The organism is Streptomyces sp. NPDC037242, from assembly GCF_055604165.1.
The window spans coordinates 20,673-41,644 of sequence record NZ_JBVJUY010000049.1 but is presented as its reverse complement, the minus strand read 5'-3'; the positions used below and the strand labels follow the sequence as shown (position 1 = coordinate 41,644).

Annotated in this window: 20 protein-coding genes and 4 pseudogenes; 14 read left to right on the top strand and 10 right to left on the bottom strand. The window is 68.8% G+C overall.

Going from position 1 to position 20,972, the window contains the following annotated elements; translation table 11 throughout:
- Positions 1–175: 175 nt before the first annotated feature.
- The 5 genes from kdpA to kdpF (ACZ7GJ_RS36390) form a co-directional block, all read right to left on the bottom strand.
- Positions 176–1,840, bottom strand: a complete 1,665-nt coding sequence (gene kdpA / locus ACZ7GJ_RS36410; RefSeq protein WP_470758041.1) for a potassium-transporting ATPase subunit KdpA — start codon at positions 1,838–1,840, stop codon at positions 176–178.
- An 8-nt stretch (positions 1,841–1,848) separates the two neighbouring features.
- A complete protein-coding gene (gene kdpF, locus ACZ7GJ_RS36405; RefSeq protein ID WP_063785316.1) occupies positions 1,849–1,938 on the bottom strand; it encodes a K(+)-transporting ATPase subunit F in 90 nt (29 codons plus the stop codon).
- A gap of 239 nt (positions 1,939–2,177) precedes the next feature.
- Positions 2,178–2,486 (bottom strand): hypothetical protein, encoded by a 309-nt coding sequence (locus tag ACZ7GJ_RS36400; RefSeq protein WP_470758038.1) that lies wholly within the window; start codon positions 2,484–2,486, stop codon positions 2,178–2,180.
- An 18-nt stretch (positions 2,487–2,504) separates the two neighbouring features.
- Positions 2,505–2,861, bottom strand: a complete 357-nt coding sequence (locus tag ACZ7GJ_RS36395) for a DUF4118 domain-containing protein (protein ID WP_470758037.1) — start codon at positions 2,859–2,861, stop codon at positions 2,505–2,507.
- Between the two features lie 97 nt (positions 2,862–2,958).
- Positions 2,959–3,048, bottom strand: coding sequence for a K(+)-transporting ATPase subunit F (gene kdpF, locus ACZ7GJ_RS36390; RefSeq protein WP_470758035.1), 90 nt, complete (start codon positions 3,046–3,048; stop codon positions 2,959–2,961).
- 241 nt (positions 3,049–3,289) lie between these two features.
- Here kdpF (ACZ7GJ_RS36390) and ACZ7GJ_RS36385 point away from each other — a divergent pair, with 241 nt between their 5' ends.
- From ACZ7GJ_RS36385 to ACZ7GJ_RS36370, 4 genes are all read left to right on the top strand, one after another.
- Positions 3,290–5,176, top strand: coding sequence for an APC family permease (locus ACZ7GJ_RS36385; protein WP_470758033.1), 1,887 nt, complete (start codon positions 3,290–3,292; stop codon positions 5,174–5,176).
- Positions 5,177–5,435: 259 nt separating this feature from the next.
- Positions 5,436–7,586: a potassium-transporting ATPase subunit KdpB gene (gene kdpB, locus ACZ7GJ_RS36380; RefSeq protein WP_470758031.1), complete on the top strand. Its 2,151-nt coding sequence runs from the start codon at positions 5,436–5,438 to the stop codon at positions 7,584–7,586.
- Between the two features lie 190 nt (positions 7,587–7,776).
- A complete protein-coding gene (locus tag ACZ7GJ_RS36375; protein ID WP_470758029.1) occupies positions 7,777–9,714 on the top strand; it encodes an APC family permease in 1,938 nt (645 codons plus the stop codon).
- Positions 9,715–9,831: 117 nt separating this feature from the next.
- Complete coding sequence (locus tag ACZ7GJ_RS36370) at positions 9,832–9,963, top strand: hypothetical protein (protein WP_470758027.1); 132 nt, start codon at positions 9,832–9,834, stop codon at positions 9,961–9,963.
- 9 nt (positions 9,964–9,972) lie between these two features.
- Here ACZ7GJ_RS36370 and ACZ7GJ_RS36365 read toward each other — a convergent pair.
- Positions 9,973–10,367: pseudogene (locus tag ACZ7GJ_RS36365) on the bottom strand (diaminopimelate decarboxylase); the annotation flags it as partial.
- Between the two features lie 95 nt (positions 10,368–10,462).
- Here ACZ7GJ_RS36365 and ACZ7GJ_RS36360 point away from each other — a divergent pair.
- The 6 genes and pseudogenes from ACZ7GJ_RS36360 to ACZ7GJ_RS36335 form a co-directional block, all read left to right on the top strand.
- A pseudogene (locus ACZ7GJ_RS36360) lies at positions 10,463–11,426 on the top strand (site-specific integrase); the annotation flags it as partial.
- 58 nt (positions 11,427–11,484) lie between these two features.
- Positions 11,485–11,820 carry an ArsR/SmtB family transcription factor gene (locus tag ACZ7GJ_RS36355; RefSeq protein ID WP_470758025.1) on the top strand — a complete coding sequence of 112 codons (336 nt, stop codon included), beginning with the start codon at positions 11,485–11,487 and terminating at the stop codon, positions 11,818–11,820.
- Complete coding sequence (locus ACZ7GJ_RS36350; RefSeq protein ID WP_470758024.1) at positions 11,820–12,539, top strand: cation efflux transmembrane domain-containing protein; 720 nt, start codon at positions 11,820–11,822, stop codon at positions 12,537–12,539. The genes ACZ7GJ_RS36355 and ACZ7GJ_RS36350 overlap by 1 nt, the downstream gene beginning before the upstream one ends.
- Before the next feature lie 79 nt (positions 12,540–12,618).
- Positions 12,619–13,407, top strand: a complete 789-nt coding sequence (locus tag ACZ7GJ_RS36345; RefSeq protein WP_470758023.1) for a TSUP family transporter — start codon at positions 12,619–12,621, stop codon at positions 13,405–13,407.
- Positions 13,408–13,901: 494 nt separating this feature from the next.
- Positions 13,902–14,180, top strand: a pseudogene (locus ACZ7GJ_RS36340) (transposase); the annotation flags it as partial.
- A gap of 394 nt (positions 14,181–14,574) precedes the next feature.
- On the top strand, positions 14,575–14,757 hold the full coding sequence (locus tag ACZ7GJ_RS36335; RefSeq protein WP_470758022.1) for a hypothetical protein: 183 nt from the start codon (positions 14,575–14,577) through the stop codon (positions 14,755–14,757).
- Between the two features lie 191 nt (positions 14,758–14,948).
- Here the strand turns inward: ACZ7GJ_RS36335 and ACZ7GJ_RS36330 are convergent, their stop codons facing one another.
- Positions 14,949–15,983 carry a M14 family zinc carboxypeptidase gene (locus ACZ7GJ_RS36330; protein ID WP_470758043.1) on the bottom strand — a complete coding sequence of 345 codons (1,035 nt, stop codon included), beginning with the start codon at positions 15,981–15,983 and terminating at the stop codon, positions 14,949–14,951.
- 91 nt (positions 15,984–16,074) lie between these two features.
- On the opposite strand from ACZ7GJ_RS36330, the pseudogene ACZ7GJ_RS36325 reads away from it, so the two are divergent.
- The 3 genes and pseudogenes from ACZ7GJ_RS36325 to ACZ7GJ_RS36315 all read left to right on the top strand — a co-directional run.
- A pseudogene (locus ACZ7GJ_RS36325) lies at positions 16,075–16,302 on the top strand (trypsin-like serine protease); the annotation flags it as partial.
- 170 nt (positions 16,303–16,472) lie between these two features.
- A complete protein-coding gene (locus ACZ7GJ_RS36320) occupies positions 16,473–16,964 on the top strand; it encodes a hypothetical protein (protein WP_470758021.1) in 492 nt (163 codons plus the stop codon).
- Between the two features lie 274 nt (positions 16,965–17,238).
- Positions 17,239–17,787, top strand: coding sequence for an EF-hand domain-containing protein (locus ACZ7GJ_RS36315; RefSeq protein WP_470758020.1), 549 nt, complete (start codon positions 17,239–17,241; stop codon positions 17,785–17,787).
- 57 nt (positions 17,788–17,844) lie between these two features.
- On the opposite strand, the gene ACZ7GJ_RS36310 is transcribed toward ACZ7GJ_RS36315, so the two are convergent.
- Positions 17,845–18,657 (bottom strand): site-specific integrase, encoded by an 813-nt coding sequence (locus tag ACZ7GJ_RS36310; RefSeq protein ID WP_470758019.1) that lies wholly within the window; start codon positions 18,655–18,657, stop codon positions 17,845–17,847.
- Positions 18,658–19,161: 504 nt separating this feature from the next.
- Here ACZ7GJ_RS36310 and ACZ7GJ_RS36305 point away from each other — a divergent pair.
- Complete coding sequence (locus tag ACZ7GJ_RS36305; protein ID WP_470758018.1) at positions 19,162–19,518, top strand: hypothetical protein; 357 nt, start codon at positions 19,162–19,164, stop codon at positions 19,516–19,518.
- Between the two features lie 73 nt (positions 19,519–19,591).
- On the opposite strand, the gene ACZ7GJ_RS36300 is transcribed toward ACZ7GJ_RS36305, so the two are convergent.
- Positions 19,592–20,437 (bottom strand): tetratricopeptide repeat protein, encoded by an 846-nt coding sequence (locus tag ACZ7GJ_RS36300; RefSeq protein WP_470758017.1) that lies wholly within the window; start codon positions 20,435–20,437, stop codon positions 19,592–19,594.
- A gap of 222 nt (positions 20,438–20,659) precedes the next feature.
- The gene (locus ACZ7GJ_RS36295; RefSeq protein ID WP_470758016.1) at positions 20,660–20,848 is read right to left on the bottom strand and encodes a hypothetical protein; all 189 of its coding nucleotides are present in this window, start codon (positions 20,846–20,848) and stop codon (positions 20,660–20,662) included.
- Between the last annotated feature and the right edge of the window lie 124 nt (positions 20,849–20,972).

The following is a 20,972-nucleotide window of genomic DNA, read 5'->3' as shown; positions in this document are numbered from 1 at the left end:
ACGAACATCACCGGCGACTTGACCATCACCCGGGGATCGAGCTTGCGCACGGCATCCGGGAAGGACCTGACCAACTGCTTCGGATCGAAGAGACCGCCGCCCACCCGTCCGGCGCCGCCCGGTTTGTGGCCGGTGGGCACGTCCTGGTGCGGAGCCCTTGTCGGTGTGGCGGTGCTCATGATGCGAGCCCTTCGGCGAGCGGACCCAGCGCGAGGGCCGGGAAGTAGGTGAGTCCGGTGATGATGAGGATGGTGCCGACGAGCAGGCCGGCGTAGAGGGGCTTGTCGGTGCGCAGGGTGCCCGCCGTCTCGGGGACGGGCTTCTGCTCGGCGAGGGAGCCTGCGAGGGCGAGGACGAAGACCATGGGCAGGAAGCGGCCCAGCAGCATCGCGATTCCGATGGTCGAGTTGAACCACTGGGTGTCGGCGTTCAGGCCCGCGAACGCCGATCCGTTGTTGTTGGCGCCGGAGGTGTAGGCGTAGAGGATTTCGGAGAAGCCGTGTGCGCCGGAGTTGGTCATGGAGTTGCCCGGGGTGGGCAGGGCCATGGCGGCGGCGGTGAAGCAGAGCACGAGGGCGGGGGTGATGAGGATGTAGCAGGCCGCGAACTTGATCTCGCGGGTGCCGATCTTCTTGCCGAGGTACTCGGGGGTGCGCCCGACCATCAGGCCTGCGATGAACACGGCGATGATCGCCATGATCAGCATGCCGTAGAGGCCGGAGCCGACGCCGCCGGGCGCGATCTCACCCAGCTGCATGCCCAGCAGCTGAATGCCGCCGCCGAAGCCGGTGAAGGAGGAGTGGAAGGAGTTGACCGCGCCGGTCGAGGTGAGCGTGGTGGCAACGGAGAAGATCGCGGAGGCGCCGATCCCGAAGCGGGTCTCCTTGCCTTCCATCGCCCCGCCGGAGACCTCGAAGGCCGGGCCCTTGCCCGCGAACTCGGTCCACATCATCAGCGCGGTGAACCCGATCCAGATGATCGCCATCGTCGCGAGGATCGCGTAGCCCTGGCGCAGGTTTCCGGCCATGCGGCCGAAGGTGCGGGTCAGCGCGGAGGGGATCAGCAGGATCAGGAAGATCTCGAAGAGGTTGGAGAACGGGTTGGGGTTCTCGAAGGGGTGGGCGGAGTTGGCGTTGAAGTAGCCTCCGCCGTTGGTGCCCAGCTCCTTGATGACCTCCTGCGAGGCCACCGCCCCGCCGTTCCACTGCTGGCTGCCGCCCATGAACTGGCCGACCTCGTGGATGCCGGAGAAGTTCTGGATGGCGCCGCAGGCGACCAGGATGATCGCGCCGATGACGGAGATGGGCAGCAGGATCCGGACCACTCCGCGGACCAGGTCGGCCCAGAAGTTGCCCAACTCACCGGTGCGGGAACGGGAGAAGCCCCGTACGAGGGCGACCGCGACAGCCATGCCGACCGCGGCGGACACGAAGTTCTGCACCGCGAGGCCGCCGGTCTGTACGACGTGGCCCATGGCCTGCTCGCCGTAGTACGACTGCCAGTTGGTGTTCGCCACGAAGGACGCGGCGGTGTTGAACGCCTGGTCCGGGTCGATCGCGACGAAGCCGAGCGAGCCGGGCAGGATCCCCTGCGCCCGCTGCAGGGCGTAGAGGAAGAGGACGCTCACGGCCGAGAAGGCCAGGACGCCGCGCAGGTAGGCGGGCCAGCGCATCTCGGCGGTCGGGTTGGCGCCGATGGCCTTGTAGATCCACTTCTCGGGGGCGTAGTGGCGCTCCGAGGAGTAGACCCGGGCCATGTAGTCGCCCAGGGGTCGGTAGGCCAGCGCGAGCGCGGCGATCAGCGCGAGCAGCTGGAGCACACCAGCGATTTCGGGGCTCATATCAGTGCTCAGAACCTCTCCGGCTTGACGAGGGCGAGGACGAGGTATCCGAGCAGGGCGACGGCCACGATGAGGCCGACGATGTTTTCGGCGTTCACAGCTTGGTCACCCCCCGGGCGATGAGAGCCACCAGCGCGAAGACCGCGATCGTGGTGACGACGAAGGCCAGATCGGCCACCGTGAGCTCCTGGATGAAGTGGAAGATGTCTATCGGCCATGTGGCCGAGGACGAGATAACCGTGTCTTCACCCCGGCGTTAAGACGCCTTGACGGGGTCCATACGAGCGCACGGGAACTCTTAACGGGGCCCTTACGCGGCAGACGGGTGAGGGGCGTGTCAGGCCTGGTGGGGGAGGTCGGCGGTGTCCAGGGCGGCGCCGGCCTGTGCGGTCAGCGCGACCGCCACCAGGCGGGCTTCCTCGCGGGGCAGGGGGCGGCCGGGGACCGGTTCGAGGAGGTAGCGGCCGTAGTAGTGCCCACCGCCGATGACCCTGAGCTCGGTCTCACCGTCCGTGGGCCAGGCCGTGTACTCCGTGATCCCGTCTGCGTGGCGAAGCCACAGGCTGCCGTCGTGCTCCAGCCGGGGCCGGTGGCCCATCAGGGTGCCGTACTCGAAGCGGCAACCGCGCAGCCGCAACAGGCCCAAGAGCTCCCGGCGGACGTGCTAGACCACCGCGTCAGGGGAGGCTCCGTCCTCGGCCAGCCGGGCGGCCCCCTGGAGGCTGGACAGGTGCGCGGCATCGGTGACCACGGTCGTGTGCAGGGTGCGCGCTCGTACGGCCAGCTGGCCGACGATCAGGCCGACGACCAGCAGGAGTACGGCCGTTTGGATCTCGTCACGGTCGGAGATGGTGAACTTCTGGTAGGGCTTGGTGAGGAAGAAGTCGTACCAAGCGGCCGCGGAGAGCGCGGCCAGTGCTCCGGCGGCCCGCGTGCCCGAGGCGGCGACCGCGACGGCGACGATCAGGGCCTCGTTCGTCGCGGACAGACCGGTACGGAACGCAACGAGCGCGAGCGCCACGAGCAGGGGCGCGACGAGGGCCGCGAGCAGGGCGGCCCGGTCGTGGAATCGGAACCCGGACGCGTGATGCCTCCGGTCCGGACATGGGGATCCTGACTCAGAACCTCTCGGGCTTGATCAGGGCGGTCACCAGATAGCCGAGCAGGGCGAGGGCGATGATGAGCCCGACCACATTCTCCGCGTCCATCGGCACGTCTCCTTGGAAGTCGTCGGGCGCAAAAGCCGCCCACTTCAAGCGTGCCCCCGGGTGACGGGGGAACCAGGCACCCTGGCACGGTCTTGACGCACCCCATACGACTTCCTGCCCCCGGCGTCAGGAGCGCGTGAAGAGTGGGGCGCCCGCCGTATGGATCTCGCCAAGAGCACTGGTGATCCTGCCGTGGCGTCCCGACGCTGTCCTCACTTTGTCCAACGGAGGAACAGCGAACATGTCCATACACATGGGAAAGCCGGCGGCGGGAGAGGCTCCTGGCACGGAGGAGCCTCCTGATACCGGCGTGGCAACGCCCGTGGCGGTGGCCGGGGAACGGCACAAGCTGACCGCACTACAGGGACTCGCCGCGCTGTCACTCGACGCCATGGCGTCCGTGGCGTACGGGCCGGAGTCGATCGTGCTGGTGCTGGCGGCGGCCGGCGCGTACGGGATGGGCTTCACCCTCCCGGTGACGATCGCCATCGCGGCCCTGCTGGCCGTGCTGGTGGCCTCGTACCGCCAGGTGATCGCCGCGTTCCCGGACGGCGGCGGCTCGTACGCCGTCGCGAAGCGGCACCTCGGACGGCGTACCAGCCTGGTGGCAGCGGCCTCGCTGATCCTGGACTACGTGCTGAACGTCGCGGTCTCCGTCACGGCCGGCGTGGCCGCGCTGACCTCGGCCTTTCCGGAGTTGTACGGGGAGCGGGTGTGGATCTGCCTCGGTGTCCTCGTCCTGGTCACCGCCGTCAACCTGCGGGGCGTGGTCGATTCTGCCAAGGCGTTCCTGGTTCCGACCGCGCTGTTCGTCGGTTCGATCCTGGCGATGATCGCCGTCGGGCTCTTCCGGGACGGGCCCGTCAGCACGGCCTCCGCAGCCGGGCATGCTTCCGCGCTCGGCGAGGGCGCCACCACGGTTGGCGCGCTGCTCCTACTGAAGGCCTTCGCGGCCGGCTGCTCCGCCCTGACCGGCGTCGAGGCCGTCGCCAACGCCGTACCGTCCTTCCGGACCCCGGCCGCCCGCCGCGCCCAACGCACCGAGGTCGCGCTCGGCGCCCTGCTCGGTGTCATGCTGATCGGCCTCTCGGTGCTGATCGGCCGGTTCCACCTCCAGCCCGTCGAGGGCGTCACCGTCCTCGCGCAGCTCGCGGACGCCTCGTTCGGCCACAACGCCGCCTTCTACGTCGTGCAGTTCGCCACGATGGTGCTGCTGGCGCTGGCCGCGAACACCTCCTTCGGAGGCCTGCCGGTCCTGATGAGCCTGCTCGCCCGGGACAACTTCCTGCCGCACGTCTTCGCGCTGAAGGCGGACCGCCAGGTCCACCGCCACGGGGTGGTGTGGCTGGCGCTCGTGTCCGCCGCCCTGCTGGTGTTCTCCGGTGGGGACACCAATACCCTCGTCCCGCTCTTCGCCATCGGTGTCTTCGTCGGCTTCACCATCTGTCAGGTGGGCATGGTCCGGCACTGGTACGGAGAACGGCTGGGTGGCTGGCGGGCGAAGGCGGTCCTCAACGGCTTCGGCGCACTGCTCACCGGGGTCTCGGCCGTCGTCGTCACGGCCACCAAATTCACCGAGGGTGCCTGGCTGATCGTGCTCGCACTGCCGCTGATCGTCCTCGGCTTCGAGAAGATCCACCACACGTACGCCGATATCGGCGAGCGTCTCGAACTCGGCCGGATCCCGGTGGCACCGCATCGTTCGCGATCCCTGGTCGTGGTGCCCGTCGCGGGACTGTCGCGCCTGACCTGCCAGGCGTTGACCGCCGCGCGCTCCCTGGGGGACGAGGTCCTCGCCGTGACCGTCACCCACCCTGCCCTAGAGGACCGGCAGGCCACCGAAGCCCTGCGCCGGGACTGGGAGTTGTGGAAGCCCGGCGTGGAGCTGATCGAGCTCTCCTCGCAGACCCGATCCCTCGGGCGTCCTGTGTCCGGCTACGTGCGCGAGCTGACGCGGACCCATCCGGACGCCCAGGTCACCGTGCTCATCCCGGAGACCGAACCGGCCCGCCTGTGGCAGCGGCTGCTCCAGAACCAGCGTGGCTCGGTCGTTGCTCATGCCGTCCGGCGGGACACCGACGCGGTGATCTGCCGACTGCGCTTCCGCGTCACGTCCGAGGCCCGTTGACACACCCTTGACGGCGGTTTGACGCGACCTGTGCGCTGCCGTCAAGAAGGTGCCAATTCCCCTTCCGGAAAGGGGATCACATGACCAACAGGCAGTAGTTTCCTGCCTGTTGCGCCGCCGGGGGTCTCACTTACCCACATGACGGCCGAGGGGGTCGATGGAGAGGATCCCCGGCGGCGACACCCCTCAACCGCACCTGCCTCTTGTCCGCCACCGCCGACGAGGGGGTGCCCAGCCGCACTCACCAGAAGGTCTCTTCATGGCTCCCGCCGCCGCCCAGCACGTTCCTCCGGGTCTAGGGACCCCGCCGCGGACCCCGGTCAACCGGCCCTCCCGCAAACGCCCCGGCCAGGTGAACATGCTGGAGCCCGAGCTCCTCGCCACGTCCGCCAGGGATGCCGTTGCCAAGATCCACCCGCGTGAGCTGGTCAAGAAGCCGGTCCTGTTCGTCGTCGCCGTCGGATCCGTGCTCACGACCCTCTCCGCCCTCATCCACCCGTCCGTCTTCACCTGGGTGATCAGCGTCTGGCTGTGGCTGACGGTCCTGTTCGCCAATCTGGCCGAGGCGGTGGCCGAGGGCCGGGGCCGGGCCCAGGCCGAGTCCCTGCGCAAGGCCCGTACGGACACGGTCGCGCTGCGACTGGAGCACTGGACGTACGGGGCGAACCTGCGGCAGGCGCGGACGGAGGCCGTCACCCCGGCCGAGCTCCAGCCCTTCGACTTCGTCCTCGTGGAAGCCGGCGAACTGGTACCCGCCGACGGCGACGTGGTGGACGGGGCCGCGATGGTGGACGAGTCGGCCGTGACGGGCGAATCTGCTCCGGTGCTGCGGGAGTCGGGCGGCGACCGGACCGCGGTCACCGGCGGGACGACCGTCCTGTCCGACTCGATCGTCGTACGCGTCACCTCCCGCCCGGGCAACAGCTTCATCGACCGGATGATCGCCCTGGTGGAAGGCGCGTCGCGGCAGAAGACCCCGAACGAGATCGCGCTGAACATCCTGCTGGCCGCCCTGACCGTCATCTTCATCCTGATCGTGGTCAGCATCCAACCGATGGCCGCCTACGCGGGCGCAGCCCAGTCGACGACCGTGCTGGTCGCGCTCCTCGTCACCCTCATTCCCACCACCATCGGCGCCCTGCTCTCCGCCATCGGCATCGCGGGCATGGACCGCCTCGTCCAGCGCAACGTCATCGCCATGAGCGGACGCGCCGTCGAGGCCGCCGGCGACGTGAACACCCTCCTGCTCGACAAGACCGGCACCATCACCCACGGCAACCGGGAAGCCGCAGCCTTCATCCCGCTCCCCGGAATCGACCACACCAAGCTCGCGGACGCCGCCCAGCTCTCCTCCCTCGCCGACGAGACCCCCGAAGGCCGCTCCGTCGTCGCCCTGGCCCAGCGGTACGGACTTCAGCCGGCCGCCACGGAGGACCTCAGCAACCCCCGCTTCACCGAGTTCAGCGCCCGCACCCGGATGAGCGGCATCAACCTCAGCTGGGACAACGGCGCCGGCTGCGCCATCCGCAAAGGAGCGGTGACACAGGTCTGCGACTGGGTCGCAGCGCGCGGGGGAACGGTACCCGCCGAGGCCGTCGGGTGGTCGGTCTCCGTATCCGAATCCGGGGGCACGCCCCTGCTGGTGGCCGTCCACGACTGGGACGGCCCGCGCGTGCTCGGCATCATCCATCTCAAGGACGTCGTCAAGGACGGCATCCGCGAGCGCTTCGCGGAGCTCCGCAGCATGGGCATCCGCACGGTCATGGTCACCGGCGACAACGAACTGACCGCCCGGGCCATCGCCGCGGAGGCAGGCGTGGACGAGTACCTCGCCGAGGCCACCCCCGAGGACAAGCTGGCCCTCATCAAGCGCGAGCAGGCGGGCGGCAAGCTGGTCGCGATGACCGGCGACGGTACGAACGACGCCCCCGCCCTCGCACAGGCCGACGTCGGCGTCGCCATGAACACCGGCACCTCGGCCGCCAAGGAGGCCGGGAACATGGTCGACCTGGACTCCAACCCCACCAAACTCATCGAGATCGTCGAGATCGGCAAGCAACTCCTCATCACCCGAGGAGCCCTGACCACCTTCTCGATCACCAACGACGTCGCGAAGTACTTCGCGATCATCCCGGCGATGTTCACGTCCGCCTACCCCGGACTCGGCGCCCTCAACATCATGGGGCTCAGCAGCCCCACCTCCGCCATCACCTCGGCGATCATCTTCAACGCCCTCATCATCGTCGCGCTGATCCCGCTCGCCCTGCGCGGCGTCCGCTACAAGCCGGCCTCCGCACACGACCTGCTGCGCCGCAACCTTCGCGTCTACGGCCTCGGTGGCCTGATCCTGCCCTTCGTCGGCATCAAGCTCATCGACCTCCTGGTCTCCACCATCCCCGGCCTCGGATGAGGTCTCCTGCGGGCCGCAGTTGCTGCCGACCCCGCCACGGTCATGTCTGATACTCCATAGGAGGCTTCCTCCGCGTTAAGGAAGCATCAGGATCGGTCCCCTCCCGTGCAGAACTGCTCCGGCTGCGTACGCTGGCTCAGCCGTCGACGTCGACGGCTGATTCTTTTCCGTACGACAGGAGTCCCCCACGATGGCCACCCCTGCCCGCACGTCGCGCCTGCGCGCGTGGCTGCTGGAAGGCTTGACCGCCGAGAACAGTTCGCCCGCCGCCAAGGAGGCGGCGGCCCAGCCCCACGGCCGGCCGTGGTGGCGTGTCATGTGCCTCACGGGTCTCGACTACTTCTCCACCCTCGGCTACCAGCCCGGCATCGCGGCGCTCGCGGCCGGGCTGCTGTCGCCGCTCGCGACCATCGTGCTCGTCCTGCTCACTCTCTTCGGCGCGCTGCCCGTCTACCGGCGCGTGGCCGAGGAGAGCCCCAATGGCGAGGGTTCGATCGCCATGCTGGAGAAGCTGCTGTCGTTCTGGAAGGGCAAGCTCTTCGTCCTGACCCTCCTCGGGTTCGCGGCGACCGACTTCCTGATCACCATCACGCTGTCCGCAGCCGACGCCACCGCGCACCTGGTGGAGAACCCGCACCTCACCAGCACCCTGCACGGCCACGAAGTGCTGATCACCCTGATCATGATCGCGCTCCTCGGAGCCGTGTTCCTCAAGGGGTTCAGCGAGGCCATCGGCGTCGCCGTGGCCCTGGTGGCCACCTATCTAGGTCTGAACGTCGTGGTCGTGGCGGTCGGGCTGTGGAACGTGATCACCGAACCGCACGTCATCACCGACTGGTCGGACGCGCTGACCACCGAGCACGGCAACCCCTTCATGATGATCGCCATCGCGCTCATCGTCTTCCCCAAGCTCGCGCTCGGCCTCTCAGGCTTCGAGACCGGCGTGGCCGTCATGCCACACGTCAAGGGCGACCCCGACGACACCGTGGAAAGGCCCGCGGGCCGGATCCGCGGGGCGAAGAAGCTGCTGACCACCGCGGCCGTCATCATGAGCGTCTTCCTGATCTGCTCCAGCTTCATCACGACGCTGCTGATCCCGGCCGACCAGTTCAAGCCGGGTGGCGAGGCCAACGGCCGCGCCCTCGCCTACCTGGCCCACGAGCACCTGGGCTCCGCCTTCGGCACGGTCTACGACATCTCCACCATCCTCATCCTCTGGTTCGCCGGATCCTCGGCCATGGCGGGTCTGCTCAACCTGATGCCGCGCTACCTGCCCCGCTACGGCATGGCCCCGCACTGGGCCCGCGCCCTGCGACCGATGGTCATCGTGTTCACCCTGATCGCCTTCCTGGTGACCTGGATCTTCAACGCCGACGTGGACGCCCAGGGCGGCGCCTACGCCACCGGTGTCCTCGTCCTGATCACCTCGGCCGCCGTGGCCGTGACCATCGCCGCCCGCCGGGCCGGTGAGCGCGGCTGGACCATCGGCTTCGGCATCATCTCGGCCGTCTTCATCTACACCACGGCCGTGAACGTCGTGGAGCGGCCGGACGGCGTGAAGATCGGCGCCTGCTTCATCGCGGGCATCATGGCGCTGTCCCTCCTCTCCCGTCTCGCCAGGGTCTTCGAGCTGCGCGTCACGCACGTGGAGTTCGACGACATGGCGGCGCGGTTCATCCGGGACACCGCCAACCGCACGATCCGCTTCATCGCCAACGAGCCCGACAACCGGGACCTGGAGGAGTACCGGCAGAAGAAGGCACAGATCCGCGCGGACAACGACATCCCGTCCGAGGACGACGTCATGTTCGTCGAGGTCACGGTCCTGGACGCGTCGGAGTTCGAGTCCGGGCTTCGGGTACGCGGGGAGGTGCTGCACGACCGCTACCGCGTCCTGACCCTGGAGAGCTCCAGCGTCCCCAACGCGCTGGCCGCGCTCCTGCTGCACGTCCGGGACGAGACCGGCCAGCGCCCCCACATCTACTTCGAGTGGACCGAGGGCAACCCCCTCGCGAACTTCCTACGGTTCTTCCTCTTCGGCCAGGGCGAAGTCGCCCCCGTCACCCGCGAGGTCATCCGCGAGGCCGAACCCGACCGCAATCGCCGCCCCCACGTCCACGCCGGCTGACCACTTTCGTACGGGAAGCGCAAGGAATCCCGCCGGTCCCTCGCAAAAGCGGGGAACCGGCGGGATCCTTCTGCTGTGATTGCTGCCTGGGGTCCCGACCGTCCCGTCCGCCGAACCATGTTGGCCCTCGGCGCAGCGGGCCTGGCCCTCGTCTGCGCCGGCGCGTTCCTCGACGCGCTCTGGCTGCTGGGCATCGGAGTCTGGGCCGTCATCGCCGCGATGCTGATCGAGCTCGTCTACCGGCCGTAGCCACGGTCGCTACGCGCCGATGTCGCGTAGGCGCAGATCCTCCAGGGTTTCGCGGCGGACAAGCAGCCGTACGGTGCCCTCGTGGACCGCGACTACCGGGGGTCGGCCCACCATGGTGTGGCCGGAGGCCATGGACACCTGGTACGCCCCCGCCACCGGTACGGCGATCAGGTCGCCCGGCCGGACGTCCCCGGGCAGTTCCACCCCGGCGGCGAGCACGTCCCCCGCCTCGCGGTGCCGACCGACAACCGTGGTCGTACGGGATGCGGCTGTCGAGGCGCGGCCGATCAGCCGGGGGCGTAGCGGACGCCGTACAGGGCGGGCCGGGGGTTGTCGCTCCTGCCGCCGTCGACGGCGACGAACACCATGTCCCCGCTGCGCTTGACGGCCAGGACCCGGTCCGCGCCCACATCGCTACCTTGGCTTGATCCGTCACCTGCGGTGACAGCCCTCGGCCGGCGCATGAAGCGGCCCTGTTATCTGTGGCGAAGGGAAAGCGGTGCCGACTGTCGTGCAGCTGCCGGCGGGGAAGGCGGTGACCGTCCGGGCGGCGGTCGACGTGTTCCTCGACTCGCTCGGCAACCCGAACACGATCCGCAACTACGGGATCGGGGTCGGCAAGACCGCCGAACGGCTCGGTGAGGGCCGCCCGCTCGCCTCGGTCGCGGACGACGAGATCAGCGAGGCGCTCGAACTGCTCTGGGGTGCCGCCGCGGTCAACACCTGGAACTCGCGTCGGGCCGAGGTGCTGTCCTGGCTCGGCTGGTGCCGGGAGCGCGGATACGACGCTCCTGCCGTCCCGGCTTGGGCGAAGCGCCTGGCGGTGCCGGACTCCGAGACTCCTGCCCGCTCGAAGATGGCCGTCGACCGGCTGATCGCCCGCCGTGAGGTGCACCTGCTGGAGAAGACGTGTGGCGGATGCTCTACGAGACCGCGGGCCGCTCGGAGGAGATCCTGGGCGTGAACATCGAGGACCTGGACCTCGCCGGCCGCCGCTGCCCTGTGAAGGCGAAGGGCGCGAAGCCGAAGTCCCGCCGCCGGGGCCAGGTGCGCGAGGACTTCGTGCTGGAGACGGTCTACTGGGACGCGGGCACCGCCCGGCTCCTGCCCCGCCTCCTGAAGGGCCGCACACGGGGCCCGGTGTTCGTCACCCACCGCCGCCCGGGTCCGGGAAAGGTCGTCAGCCCCGCGACGTGTGCCCGGACACCGGCTTTGCCCGGTTGTCGTACGGACAGGCCCGAGCCCTGCTGGACGAGCCCACGGCCGTGCGCGGCCCCGGGACCGGCTGGGATCTGCACGAGTACCGCCACTCCTCTCTGACCCACCTCGGCGAGCAGGGCGCGTCGCTGCTGATGCTGATGGCGAAGTCCCGGCACAAGAAGCCGGAGAACGTGCGCCGGTACTTCAAGCCGTCGCCGGAGGCGATCGCGGAACTGACGAGCCTGCTCGCGCCGGGGACAGCAGGCGCTGAGCTCAGAATCCACGATTCCCTGAATTCAGGTGTCTGTGTACTGTCAGAGGGTGCTGACAGTCGCTCCTGACATCGAGGTGCTGGCCCGTTTCGGTCGCGCGCTCGCCGATCCGATCCGCTGCCGGATCCTGCTCGCCCTGCGCGAGGCGCCGGCCTACCCCTCCGACCTCGCCGAGGCCATCGGCGTCTCCCGCACCCGGCTCTCCAACCACCTGACCTGCCTGCGGGACTGCGGCCTGGTCGTCGCGGTCCCCGACGGCCGTCGCACCCGCTACGAACTGGCCGACGCCCGACTCGGCCACGCCCTGGACGACCTGCGCCAGGCCGTCGTGGCGGTCGAGCACGACAAGACCTGCCCGGACGCGGACACGAAGGGCTGCTGCTGATGGCCTTGATAGCGCTGGGGCAGTCGCCGTCCCGCCGGGACGCGCTGGCCCGCCGGATACGGCTGCTGGTCGCCGCGACCATCACCTACAACGTGGTCGAGGCGGCCGTCGCGCTCACCGCCGGGACGATGGCCTCCTCCACCGCGCTGATCGGCTTCGGCCTGGACTCGGTCATCGAGGTGTCCTCTGCGACCGCGGTGGCCTGGCAGTTCTCCGCCCGCGACCACGCCGTGCGCGAGGCACGGGAGAAGACCACGCTGCGGATCATCGCCGTCTCCTTCTTCGCTCTCGCCGCCTATGTCGCCTTCGATGCCGTCCGCGCCCTGACCGGCACCGGCGAGGCCGAACGCTCCGTTCCCGGCATCGTGATCGCCGCCCTGTCGCTGGCGGTCATGCCGTTCCTGTCCGCGGCCCAGCGCCGCGCCGGCCGTGAACTCGGCTCCGCGAGCGCGGTCGCGGACTCCAAGCAGACGCTGTTGTGCACGTACCTGTCCGCCGTGCTCCTGGTGGGCCTGGTCCTCAACGCCGCCCTCGGCTGGTCCTGGGCCGACCCCATCGCAGCCCTGATCATCGCCGCCATCGCCGTCAAGGAAGGCCGCGACGCCTGGCAAGGCAAGGGCTGCTGCGCCCCCACATCCGCGAGCAGCCCCCTGCCGGCGGCCGCCCCCGCGGACCGGGACGGGTGCGGCTGCGGCCCCGGGTGCTCCTGCTGCTCGTGAACATCACGTTGCCGACCCGCCCCGCACTCGCGTACGCCGCCGATACTGACCGGGCAACGAGCGAGGGGTGGGGCGGCCGGTGGAGTGGACGCTGTGGGCAGGGCTGGCCGCCGGGCTGCTGATCGCAGTCGTCACGGCGCCTGTCGGGGTGTCGGGGGCGGTGTTCCTCCTCCCGGTCCACCTGTCCGTCTTCGGCGTACCGTCCCCGGCCATCACACCGACGAATCTGCTCTTCAACGTGGTCGCCGGGCCGGGTGCATTGTGGCGCTACCGCCGCGACGGCGCCCTGCGCGGGGATCTGGCCCGGCGCTTGGTCGCCGGGACCCTGCCCGGCGTCGTCCTCGGGGCCGCGATCCGCGTCTTCGCCCTGCCTGGCCCCGGCGTCTTCCGACTCCTGATCGCCACCCTCCTCCTGCCGCTCGGCCTGTGGCTGGGCGTACGCACCCTCGCCCCCGCCCGCCACCGGCAGGCCGCAGCCGACTCCGAGCCCTCGCCAGAGGCGCTCACCGCGTTGGCGCTGGCGGTGGGCGTGGTCGGCGGGATCTACGGCATCGGCGGCGGATCCCTCCTCGGCCCGATCCTCGCCGCCCGCGGACTGCCTATGAGCCGCGTCGCGCCGACCGCACTCGCGGCCACCTTCGCCACCTCGATCGTCGGCGCGGCCACCTATGCGCTCCTGTCCCTGGCCACCACCGGCGACGTCGCACCCGACTGGGGACTCGGCCTGGCCTGCGGCCTGGGCGGCCTGATCGGCGGCTACCTCGGCGCCCGCCTCCAACCCCGCCTCCCCGAAAGCGCCCTGCGCCTCCTTCTTGCCGTGCTCGCCACGGGCATCGGTGCCCTGTACGCCCTCCAGGCCCTGACGTAGACCACCCCGGAGGCAGCCGGGCAGCCGACGGGTGATCGCCCTCACCGACAGGCTTACAACCGGTACCCAGGTACAGGTTTACCGTCGGAGGTGTCCCCGCCCTCAGGGATGTGACGACGGGAGTGAGTGCCATGAGCGATCTGGCGTGGGTCCCGCAGTCCTGCACCCTGCCCACCGAGGAGCGGCCCCTGCGGGTCGCCGAGTGGGACGGACTGTTCTCGGAGCGGCTGGCCCCTCGCTGTCGAGGCCCGAGCCGCTGCGGCTGCACTTCGAGCTGGCCGCCGGCCCCGGGGTCGAGGCCCGGGACTGTCCGGAAGTTTGTGTATGCCCCGGTGTGACCCGTAAGGCATGAGACGTGGTCTCTGCCGGGAAGGATCACTGATGGGGATCAACGACGATCGGGCCCGTGAAGGCATCGTACGGACGGGGGCCGAGTTGGCTCGACTGGCGCAGACAGAGCGCGACTTGGCGGGGCAGCTCGTGGAGCGGGCTCGCGCCGAGGGTGTGAACACTTCGCGATGTTCCTGCGGTTCCCACCCGAGATCCGCAAGATCGTCTACACGACGAACATGATCGAGTCCCTGAACTCGCGCTTCCGGCAGGCCACCCGCCGCCGAGGCCACTTCCCGAACGAGGACGCGGCGCTCAAGGTCCTCTACCTCGTCATCCGGGACCGACAGCCCAACCGGCGCAACCCCACCGGCCGGACCCACAACTGTAAGGAAGCCATCAACACGCTCGCCGGCCACTACGGCGACCACGTCACCGACAACTTCTCTGTCAAGTCCGGTGTGTTGAAGGCAAGTCCACCCGGAAACAGGACGGACCACGTACCAACATCGCCAGCATCATCCAGAGCGGCGGCCGCACCGCCAGCGACGAGGCGGAATAGACCGTGGGCCAGCGCGGGGACGGCCTCATCACACGCCACGCCCCCGGTCGGCACAGGCCCGGATGAACTACCTCGTCAAACAGCTCAAGTCCACCAAGGCCGCCGCTGGCGCCCTGGGAGTCCCCCAGCGCGCCGTAAGCGGTATCTCACCGGCAAGTTCAAGCGGTGACGTGCGAAAGCTACGCGTGACTGGAGCACGCTGAGCTGCGGATGCCCCCTCACACCAGCCACGTTCCAGGGCTCCGAACTGCTCCTGCGGTCCGGGGCGCTGGTGCATGCCGCCCTCAGATCAGCCTGGCACCGGCAAGACGATCGCCGGCCTGGCCCACGAACTCCTGGGCCCCTCGCGCCATCCCGGCGACCTGGGCCGGATCCCGGTCCTGTACATCACCGTCCCGCCCACCGCGACGGCCCACATGATCGCGGCGGAGTTCGCCCTCTTCCTGCGCTGCCGGTGACGCCCCGGGCCTCCAGGTCGCTCACGAGACCGCGTCCCGGGCCCGGTGGCGACGGGCTCCTCGCTGGCCCAGCGCACGATCAGCTCCCGCTTCGCAACAGGCGAGCAACTCACGCGGACGAGTGGCGGCGCGACTCAGCTTTCCCTTTCCCTTCCGACCTAATGATGGCTCGAACGCGGGGACGGTCTTCGTCAGAGCGATTCCATTTGCTTCACCGCGTTGCCGAGCGTGACGACGGCCGAGTAGAGCTCTTCGCTCGTTGGGCGAATCTGCTCGGGGGGTGTCAAGATTTCGCCACTCATGCGCAATTCGTACACGTAGCGGACTTTGTTAGTGTCGTAAGCCCAGTCCAGCAGAGTTCCGTGCCGTTCCCCGCCCAGTTTGGCCGCGGTTCCGTGACTGTAGCTCGTACCGCGCGCTGCGGCCATGGCCGCAGTCATCTTCTTGACGGCCTTATCCTGCCGGTCGTTGTTGGTCGGCAGCCTGTCCGGGGAGTAGGCGTACGGGTGCGCGACGCTCAGACCTTCTCCGCCGACATCAAGCAGCCCAATCACATTGCCCTTGCCTCTCACATAGAGGGCCACGGCCTTGGACTCGGGAGCGGAGAACGCGGTTGGGCCCCGATACTCCTCCGAGCAGGGATCCGTGCTTCCCTTGCCCCAAGATGAGTCGAAGTTGCTGTTCAGGTGCGTCCCGGTGCAACGACTTCCCGAGTTCGGCTGGCGATTCTTAACCCACTGGCGGTCAGTCGAGCGCGTGTATTCGTAGCCGTCAATATTGACGATGGGGACGAAGACCACTTCGAAGGTGCGCAGCAAATTTCCGATCGAGGAGTTTGATCGGGCCTGAGTGATAAACTGCGCGCACACTTGCACGCATGCGGCCGGGCCGATCCACTCTCGCGCGCGCTGCCCACCCACTACAAAAATTGAATTCTTGGGCGCAGCGCCCGGAATTTTGACCGAAATCCCGCGAATGGGCCGCTTCTCGTAAGTTTGACCGATATTAAGCTCGGTCGCCAGCCCATCGGAATTTCCGGCCAGTGTCTTCAGATGCGTCCAGTTCTCTTCCGACCCGTGGTAACTGTCCCCAAACTGCGGATCGATAGCTGTCTCTGCGGCAGGCGTCGCGGCTGCTAGCCGCGTGCCCATGGCCGCCGCCCCCGCCACTCCGCCGGCGGCCATCCAGCCCAACATCCTGCGTCGGCTGACTCCTGGTGTCGCCATGTTGATCACTGCCCTTCGGTCGTGTGTCCTGCCAACGACGTGACAGCGGCCAGGCAACGACACCGCTTCTGGCTGTCATCCCGCTGTAACCGACCAGATGTTCTGTGCGGCCGCCCCCCAGAGAGGCGTGGACGCCTGCCAGGGGGACAACGGCGGCCCGCTCCTCCAAGGCAACACCCTGGTCGGAGTCATCTCCTGGGGCGTCGGCTGTGCAAGGCACGGCCTCCCCGGCGTCTTCACGGATGTTGCCCAGTTCAGGACCTGGATCGATACGACCATCGCCGCCACCGACGCGGCCGCGGTTCCTCCCCGCGCGTGAGACCTCGACTCGCGTAGGGCGTACCGGCCTTCGCAGGCATCCCCGTCACGGCCAGCCGAGGACGGGACCCCCGTGGCATCGGTTCCTTGGAATCGCTCCGCGTGGGCGGTGTGTCATGGAAAGATCGCTGAGAGTGGCGACTGGGCCACTGGTCTGTGAGGAGTGGACACATGAGTGCCGACCAAGACGGACTCGACATCGCGGTCCCGGACTACAAGATCGACGACGTCATCCAGGCGGCCCGTTCGGGCGCCGTGATCGCGCAGGATTCCGGCGCCACCGACCTAGGTGCGCTGACCGGCGACGGGAGCGGTGACGGCAGCACCGGGGTCACCCGGGGCGCTGTCCCGGTCACCGACATCACTCCCGTCGAAGCGACCCTGCAGGAGGTGCCTGTCGCCGAGGTCCGGGCGGAGGACGTGGGGACGTTCAGCGTCCGCTACACCGGCCGCGTCCCGCAGCTGGTAGTCACCGGAGGCACGGTCGTGCCCTCCGTCATCACCGTCGTGGATGCCACGGGTGCCGTCCTCGCGGAGTACACCGCCAGGCCCGCCACCGAGCAGTTCCCCGCGGTCCGCGCCAGCCGCCTCCTGCCCATCGACCAGAACCAGCTCATCGGCTGCGCCGGCCCCAGCTGCACTCCGATCACCCTGACCAGGTAGGCGCCCGCCGCCAGGGGACAGGGCCGCGGTGCCACTGGCCCGCCGCTCTGGCCCGGACAGAGCACTGCCCCAGCACAGTGCAGGTGAGCTATGCCGGGGCCGACTCGACCAGCGACGCAGGCACGTCCGGGGGCCTATACGTGCGTGTGTCCCGCATATCCCTCGTCATGGTCGCGGTGCGTCGAAGGTCACCGGCGTCACTGCGGCCGACTCTATCGTCCGGGTATCGCTGCCTGCCCGAAGAGCAGGCGGCCCGTGGATTGAGGACAGTGCGATGAGCGGTGCCGTGCAGGGTCAGAAGTTCAGCATTCTCTTTAACTGGTTCGACCAGGACTGCGACGGGCAGCTGTCGGCCGGTGACCTGCAGGCGACGGCGAAGGTGTTCGCGCAGGTCGCCCGGGATGAGGACCACGCGAACGTGGCGGCGATCCACGCCGCGTTCGGGCAGTGGTGGCAGCTGCTCGTGGAGCACGCGGACACCGACGGCGACGGACAGGTCTCCCGGACCGAGTTCATCACCGCCATGGGCGACAGCGTGACCGCCCCCGAGCACTTCGAGAGCGCGGTCATGGCGATCGCCGACGCGGTCATCGACGCCGCCGACACCAACGCCGATGGCGTTCTGAGCCGCGAGGAGTACGTGGCCCTGTACGAGGTGCTGGGTGTTTCCCCGGAGCAGTCGGCTCCTGCCTTCGACCGGCTCGACCTCGACGGGGATGGTGTGATCAGCCACCACGAGTACCGCACCGCCATCGTCGACTTCTACCTCAGCACCGACCCGAACGCCCCCGGCAACTACCTCCTCGGCCCGATCGCTGCCTGACCGCGCCGGCCCACCGCCCGAGGACTTCGGGGTCGGCAGCGGACCTGTCCTCATCGCCTACCGCGACAAGAACGGCTCGGCCGACCAGCTGCTGTGCGTCCACCGCGGCGCGGGCAAGAGGGCGGCCGTCACCGACAGCGGGACCCGCGCCAGGCGCCCCGAATAGTAGCGACCGCCCTCCAGCCGCACCTGCGGAACCTCGACCGTCAGCAACGATGCCCCCTCCGTGAGCCGGATCCCCGAAGAGAACAACAGATCGGCGAAGGAAGCGTTGCGGTCCTCAAGCCGACCACCCCACCCCGCAGAGGGACACCCGTCCACACCGTGGCCACGCAGCCCGACATCGACCCACCGGCGAAAGGCCCGCGGCGTCAGCCAGTGGACCTCGCTGGCCCTGGCATTCTTCGCCCGCGCCGCAGGCACCGTGATCACCTCGCCGTACCGGCCGACAGCGGACCGCGTCACCACCGGATTCACCGCAACGTGCCCACCGCGAGCCGCCCAGTCATACAGCCGGGCCAGCGCCGCCAGACCACGGTTCCACCGCGAACCCCCGACGCGCCGTGGGTTGCGTGGCGAACGCGTCCGCCAATCCTCGAAATCCCACAGATCGTCCGGCGACGCCTCGCTCCACGCCTTCCCGCGATCCCACAGAAAGTCAAAGAACAGGCAGTAGTCGTCCGTGTAGTTCCGCTTTGTCTCAGGCGCCAGCCGCGCGAATGCAGAGCGGCAAAAGTACAAGCTCAGCAGGTCATCGATCCGCCAGTCCGGCGACAGCAGAATCGGATCGCCCACATGAATCCCGGCACGCTCTTCCCGCCCTGCCAGATCCTCCAAGCCCCTCAGCACCGGCAGCCGATCCGTCGGCACATGCCGGTCCTGCGGGACCCAATACGTACGCCAACCAGGCACGACCTCACCCTTGCTCGATCCGCTTCAACACGCAGATCCAACAGGGAAGACAACCAGTAACACCAGACCAGACAGAAGAAGCGTTAGCACCAGGGCTTACACAAAGAAGCTGACACTCCCGGCCTCGGCCCCGTTTGTGCATCGAAGTTGTCCACCGGGGCCAGGCACGGTGCTCGGTCACATCTCGCGGGCCCTACCAGCAAGGCCCACGGTCACAGGGGGTAGGCGCACCACAGAAGTTGGACCAGAACCCGTCTTCATGAGCGAAGCCAGTCAGCCAGCTGCGTCGCGCCCGGCCTGCTGCCGTTCGGTGCAGCGGTGGTCTGTTGCTGCTCTGTTGTTGCTCTGTTGGGGGGCTTCGCCAAGATCGGTGGTGCCGGTCCGGACGGGGCCGCACTCCGCAGGGCCTCCTGCGGGATCCGTTTACTCGCATGCGAGTGAGAAATGACATATGGAGTTGCCGTGAAGAAGAAGATTGTTCAGGCGGTCATGACGGCGACCGCTGTGGCTGCCTTGGGGATCGTCGCCGCAGGCCCGGCGAGCGCCGCGTCGTCCTCGTGCTCGTCCTCGGGTGGGACGCTCTGCACCAGCTCCAGCATCCCGGCCAACAACAGCCACCAGGTCTGTTTCGGTGGGAAGCACAACGCCCTGGCCTCCTGGGGGCGCGCTGAACTCTGGGACGGCGACACCGGGGTGATGGTCGGCTCCATTGCGACCAACGGCTACCGCTGGCAGCAAGCGTGCACCGGTGGGCTGTACGGGCAGCACTACTACTTGAAGGGCACGGGCGGGTTCTTCTACGGCGAAGTCTGGAACTGAGCGACGCCTGACACCAGCATTCTGAACTGCCCCCGCCGGAAGAACCTGCGGGGGCAGTTCGTCTGCTCGCCAATCAGGCCGTGAGTCGGCGGAGTTCCGGGAGTACGGGGGCATCCGTGCCCACCAGGGCGCACAGGGCCCTGTGCCAGTGCCTCTGGGCTCCCGGTTCGTCACCCACATCGCGGAGCACGTGTCCGTACTCATGCTCGGCCAGGCCGGTTGCGTACACGTCGCCGCGGTTCCGAGTGGGCTCCAGGAGCAGCTCGCAGGTGCCCCGCGCCGCCTCCAAGCGGCCGAGCAGGCGCAGCGCCCGAGCCTGGCCCCGGCGCATCTCCCTCTCCGCGTTCCAATGGGTCGCACCCGCGGCGGTGACGGCGAGGCCTTCGGCGAAGCGTGACAGCGCGGCTTCGGGCTGGCCCAATGCCAGGTGGGCGTGGCCGATGTTGGACAGCGCCACCAGGCGGAGCGCCTGCGCGCCGATCCGCGTCGCGATGTCCAGGCTCTGGAGGGGGTACGAGATCGCGAGGCGGGCGTCAGTCAGTTCGGTCACGTATCCCTGGATCCCCAGGAGGAGCGCCTGATGGAAGTCGGAGACCGGCTCTGGGCGGAGTGACAGGCAATGGGCCAGGGCCGTCCGGGCCTCATCGCACCGTCCCATGGCTCTCAGTACGGCCGCTCGGTTGCCGAGCGTGATCATGCGGGTAACGGCGTCCTGGCCCGCCGACATCGCGCTGGACTCCTCCAGCAGGCGCAGTGCCTCGTTCATGAAGCCGTCGGAGTACTGGGCGACTGCCAGGCAGCGGAGGGCCTCGGACTCCGCCTCCGTATCGCCGCCTTCCCAGGCCAGGCCGATCGAGTGGTGCGTCAGACGCTTCCTCGCCTGCGTGATTCCGCGGTCGTGGAAGTAGGGGAAGAGCATCCGAATGAGTTCGATGGATTGCCGACGGCCCAGTCTGCCGCCGTCCGTCTGTCCAGCCAGGAAGATCAGGTTCTCCGACTCCTGATCCGCCCACCTGAGGGCTTCCCTCACATCGTGGAAGGACGAGCCGCCCGCAGGGGCAGGGTCGTCGTCAGCCCACGGGGTACCGGCCCAGGAATTGTCGGGGCGCAGGACCTGGGCGCATGCCGCTGCCTGGCGCAGTTACCAACGCAGCGCCCCCTCGTCCAGTCCGGAGTGGTGCGATCGCGCGGGGTGGGAGTGTGCCAGCTCCCGGGCGAAGTCCCGTACGAGGTCGTGAGGCACGTACCGGTCGGCACACGACTCGTCCAGCAGCGCGACATCGGCCAGCTGTTGAAGCGCCAGATCAGCGCGGAGTTCGGACACATCCATGAGCCGTGCCGTCAAGCCGACGGAATACTCGGGCAGGGCGAGGGAACCGAGGCGCGTGAGCGCGTACGCCGCGTCGCGGTCGGTCTGCTCGGGCGACGAGGTGAGGGCCTCGTGGGCCGCGGCC

Excerpts from the sequence above, each read along its gene's own strand:
- kdpB (WP_470758031.1), top strand. The coding sequence starts at position 5,436 with ATGGCTCCCGCCGCCGCCCAGCACGTTCCTCCGGGTCTAGGGACCCCG.
- kdpA (WP_470758041.1), bottom strand. The coding sequence starts at position 1,840 with ATGAGCCCCGAAATCGCTGGTGTGCTCCAGCTGCTCGCGCTGATCGCC.
- ACZ7GJ_RS36330 (WP_470758043.1), bottom strand. The coding sequence starts at position 15,983 with ATGGCGACACCAGGAGTCAGCCGACGCAGGATGTTGGGCTGGATGGCC.
- ACZ7GJ_RS36295 (WP_470758016.1), bottom strand. The coding sequence starts at position 20,848 with ATGGATGTGTCCGAACTCCGCGCTGATCTGGCGCTTCAACAGCTGGCC.
- ACZ7GJ_RS36350 (WP_470758024.1), top strand. The coding sequence starts at position 11,820 with ATGGCCTTGATAGCGCTGGGGCAGTCGCCGTCCCGCCGGGACGCGCTG.
- ACZ7GJ_RS36300 (WP_470758017.1), bottom strand. The coding sequence starts at position 20,437 with ATGCTCTTCCCCTACTTCCACGACCGCGGAATCACGCAGGCGAGGAAG.
- kdpF (WP_470758035.1), bottom strand. The coding sequence starts at position 3,048 with ATGGACGCGGAGAATGTGGTCGGGCTCATCATCGCCCTCGCCCTGCTC.
- ACZ7GJ_RS36385 (WP_470758033.1), top strand. The coding sequence starts at position 3,290 with ATGTCCATACACATGGGAAAGCCGGCGGCGGGAGAGGCTCCTGGCACG.
- ACZ7GJ_RS36370 (WP_470758027.1), top strand. The coding sequence starts at position 9,832 with ATGTTGGCCCTCGGCGCAGCGGGCCTGGCCCTCGTCTGCGCCGGCGCG.
- ACZ7GJ_RS36335 (WP_470758022.1), top strand. The coding sequence starts at position 14,575 with ATGCCGCCCTCAGATCAGCCTGGCACCGGCAAGACGATCGCCGGCCTG.
- ACZ7GJ_RS36315 (WP_470758020.1), top strand. The coding sequence starts at position 17,239 with ATGAGCGGTGCCGTGCAGGGTCAGAAGTTCAGCATTCTCTTTAACTGG.
- ACZ7GJ_RS36375 (WP_470758029.1), top strand. The coding sequence starts at position 7,777 with ATGGCCACCCCTGCCCGCACGTCGCGCCTGCGCGCGTGGCTGCTGGAA.
- ACZ7GJ_RS36320 (WP_470758021.1), top strand. The coding sequence starts at position 16,473 with ATGAGTGCCGACCAAGACGGACTCGACATCGCGGTCCCGGACTACAAG.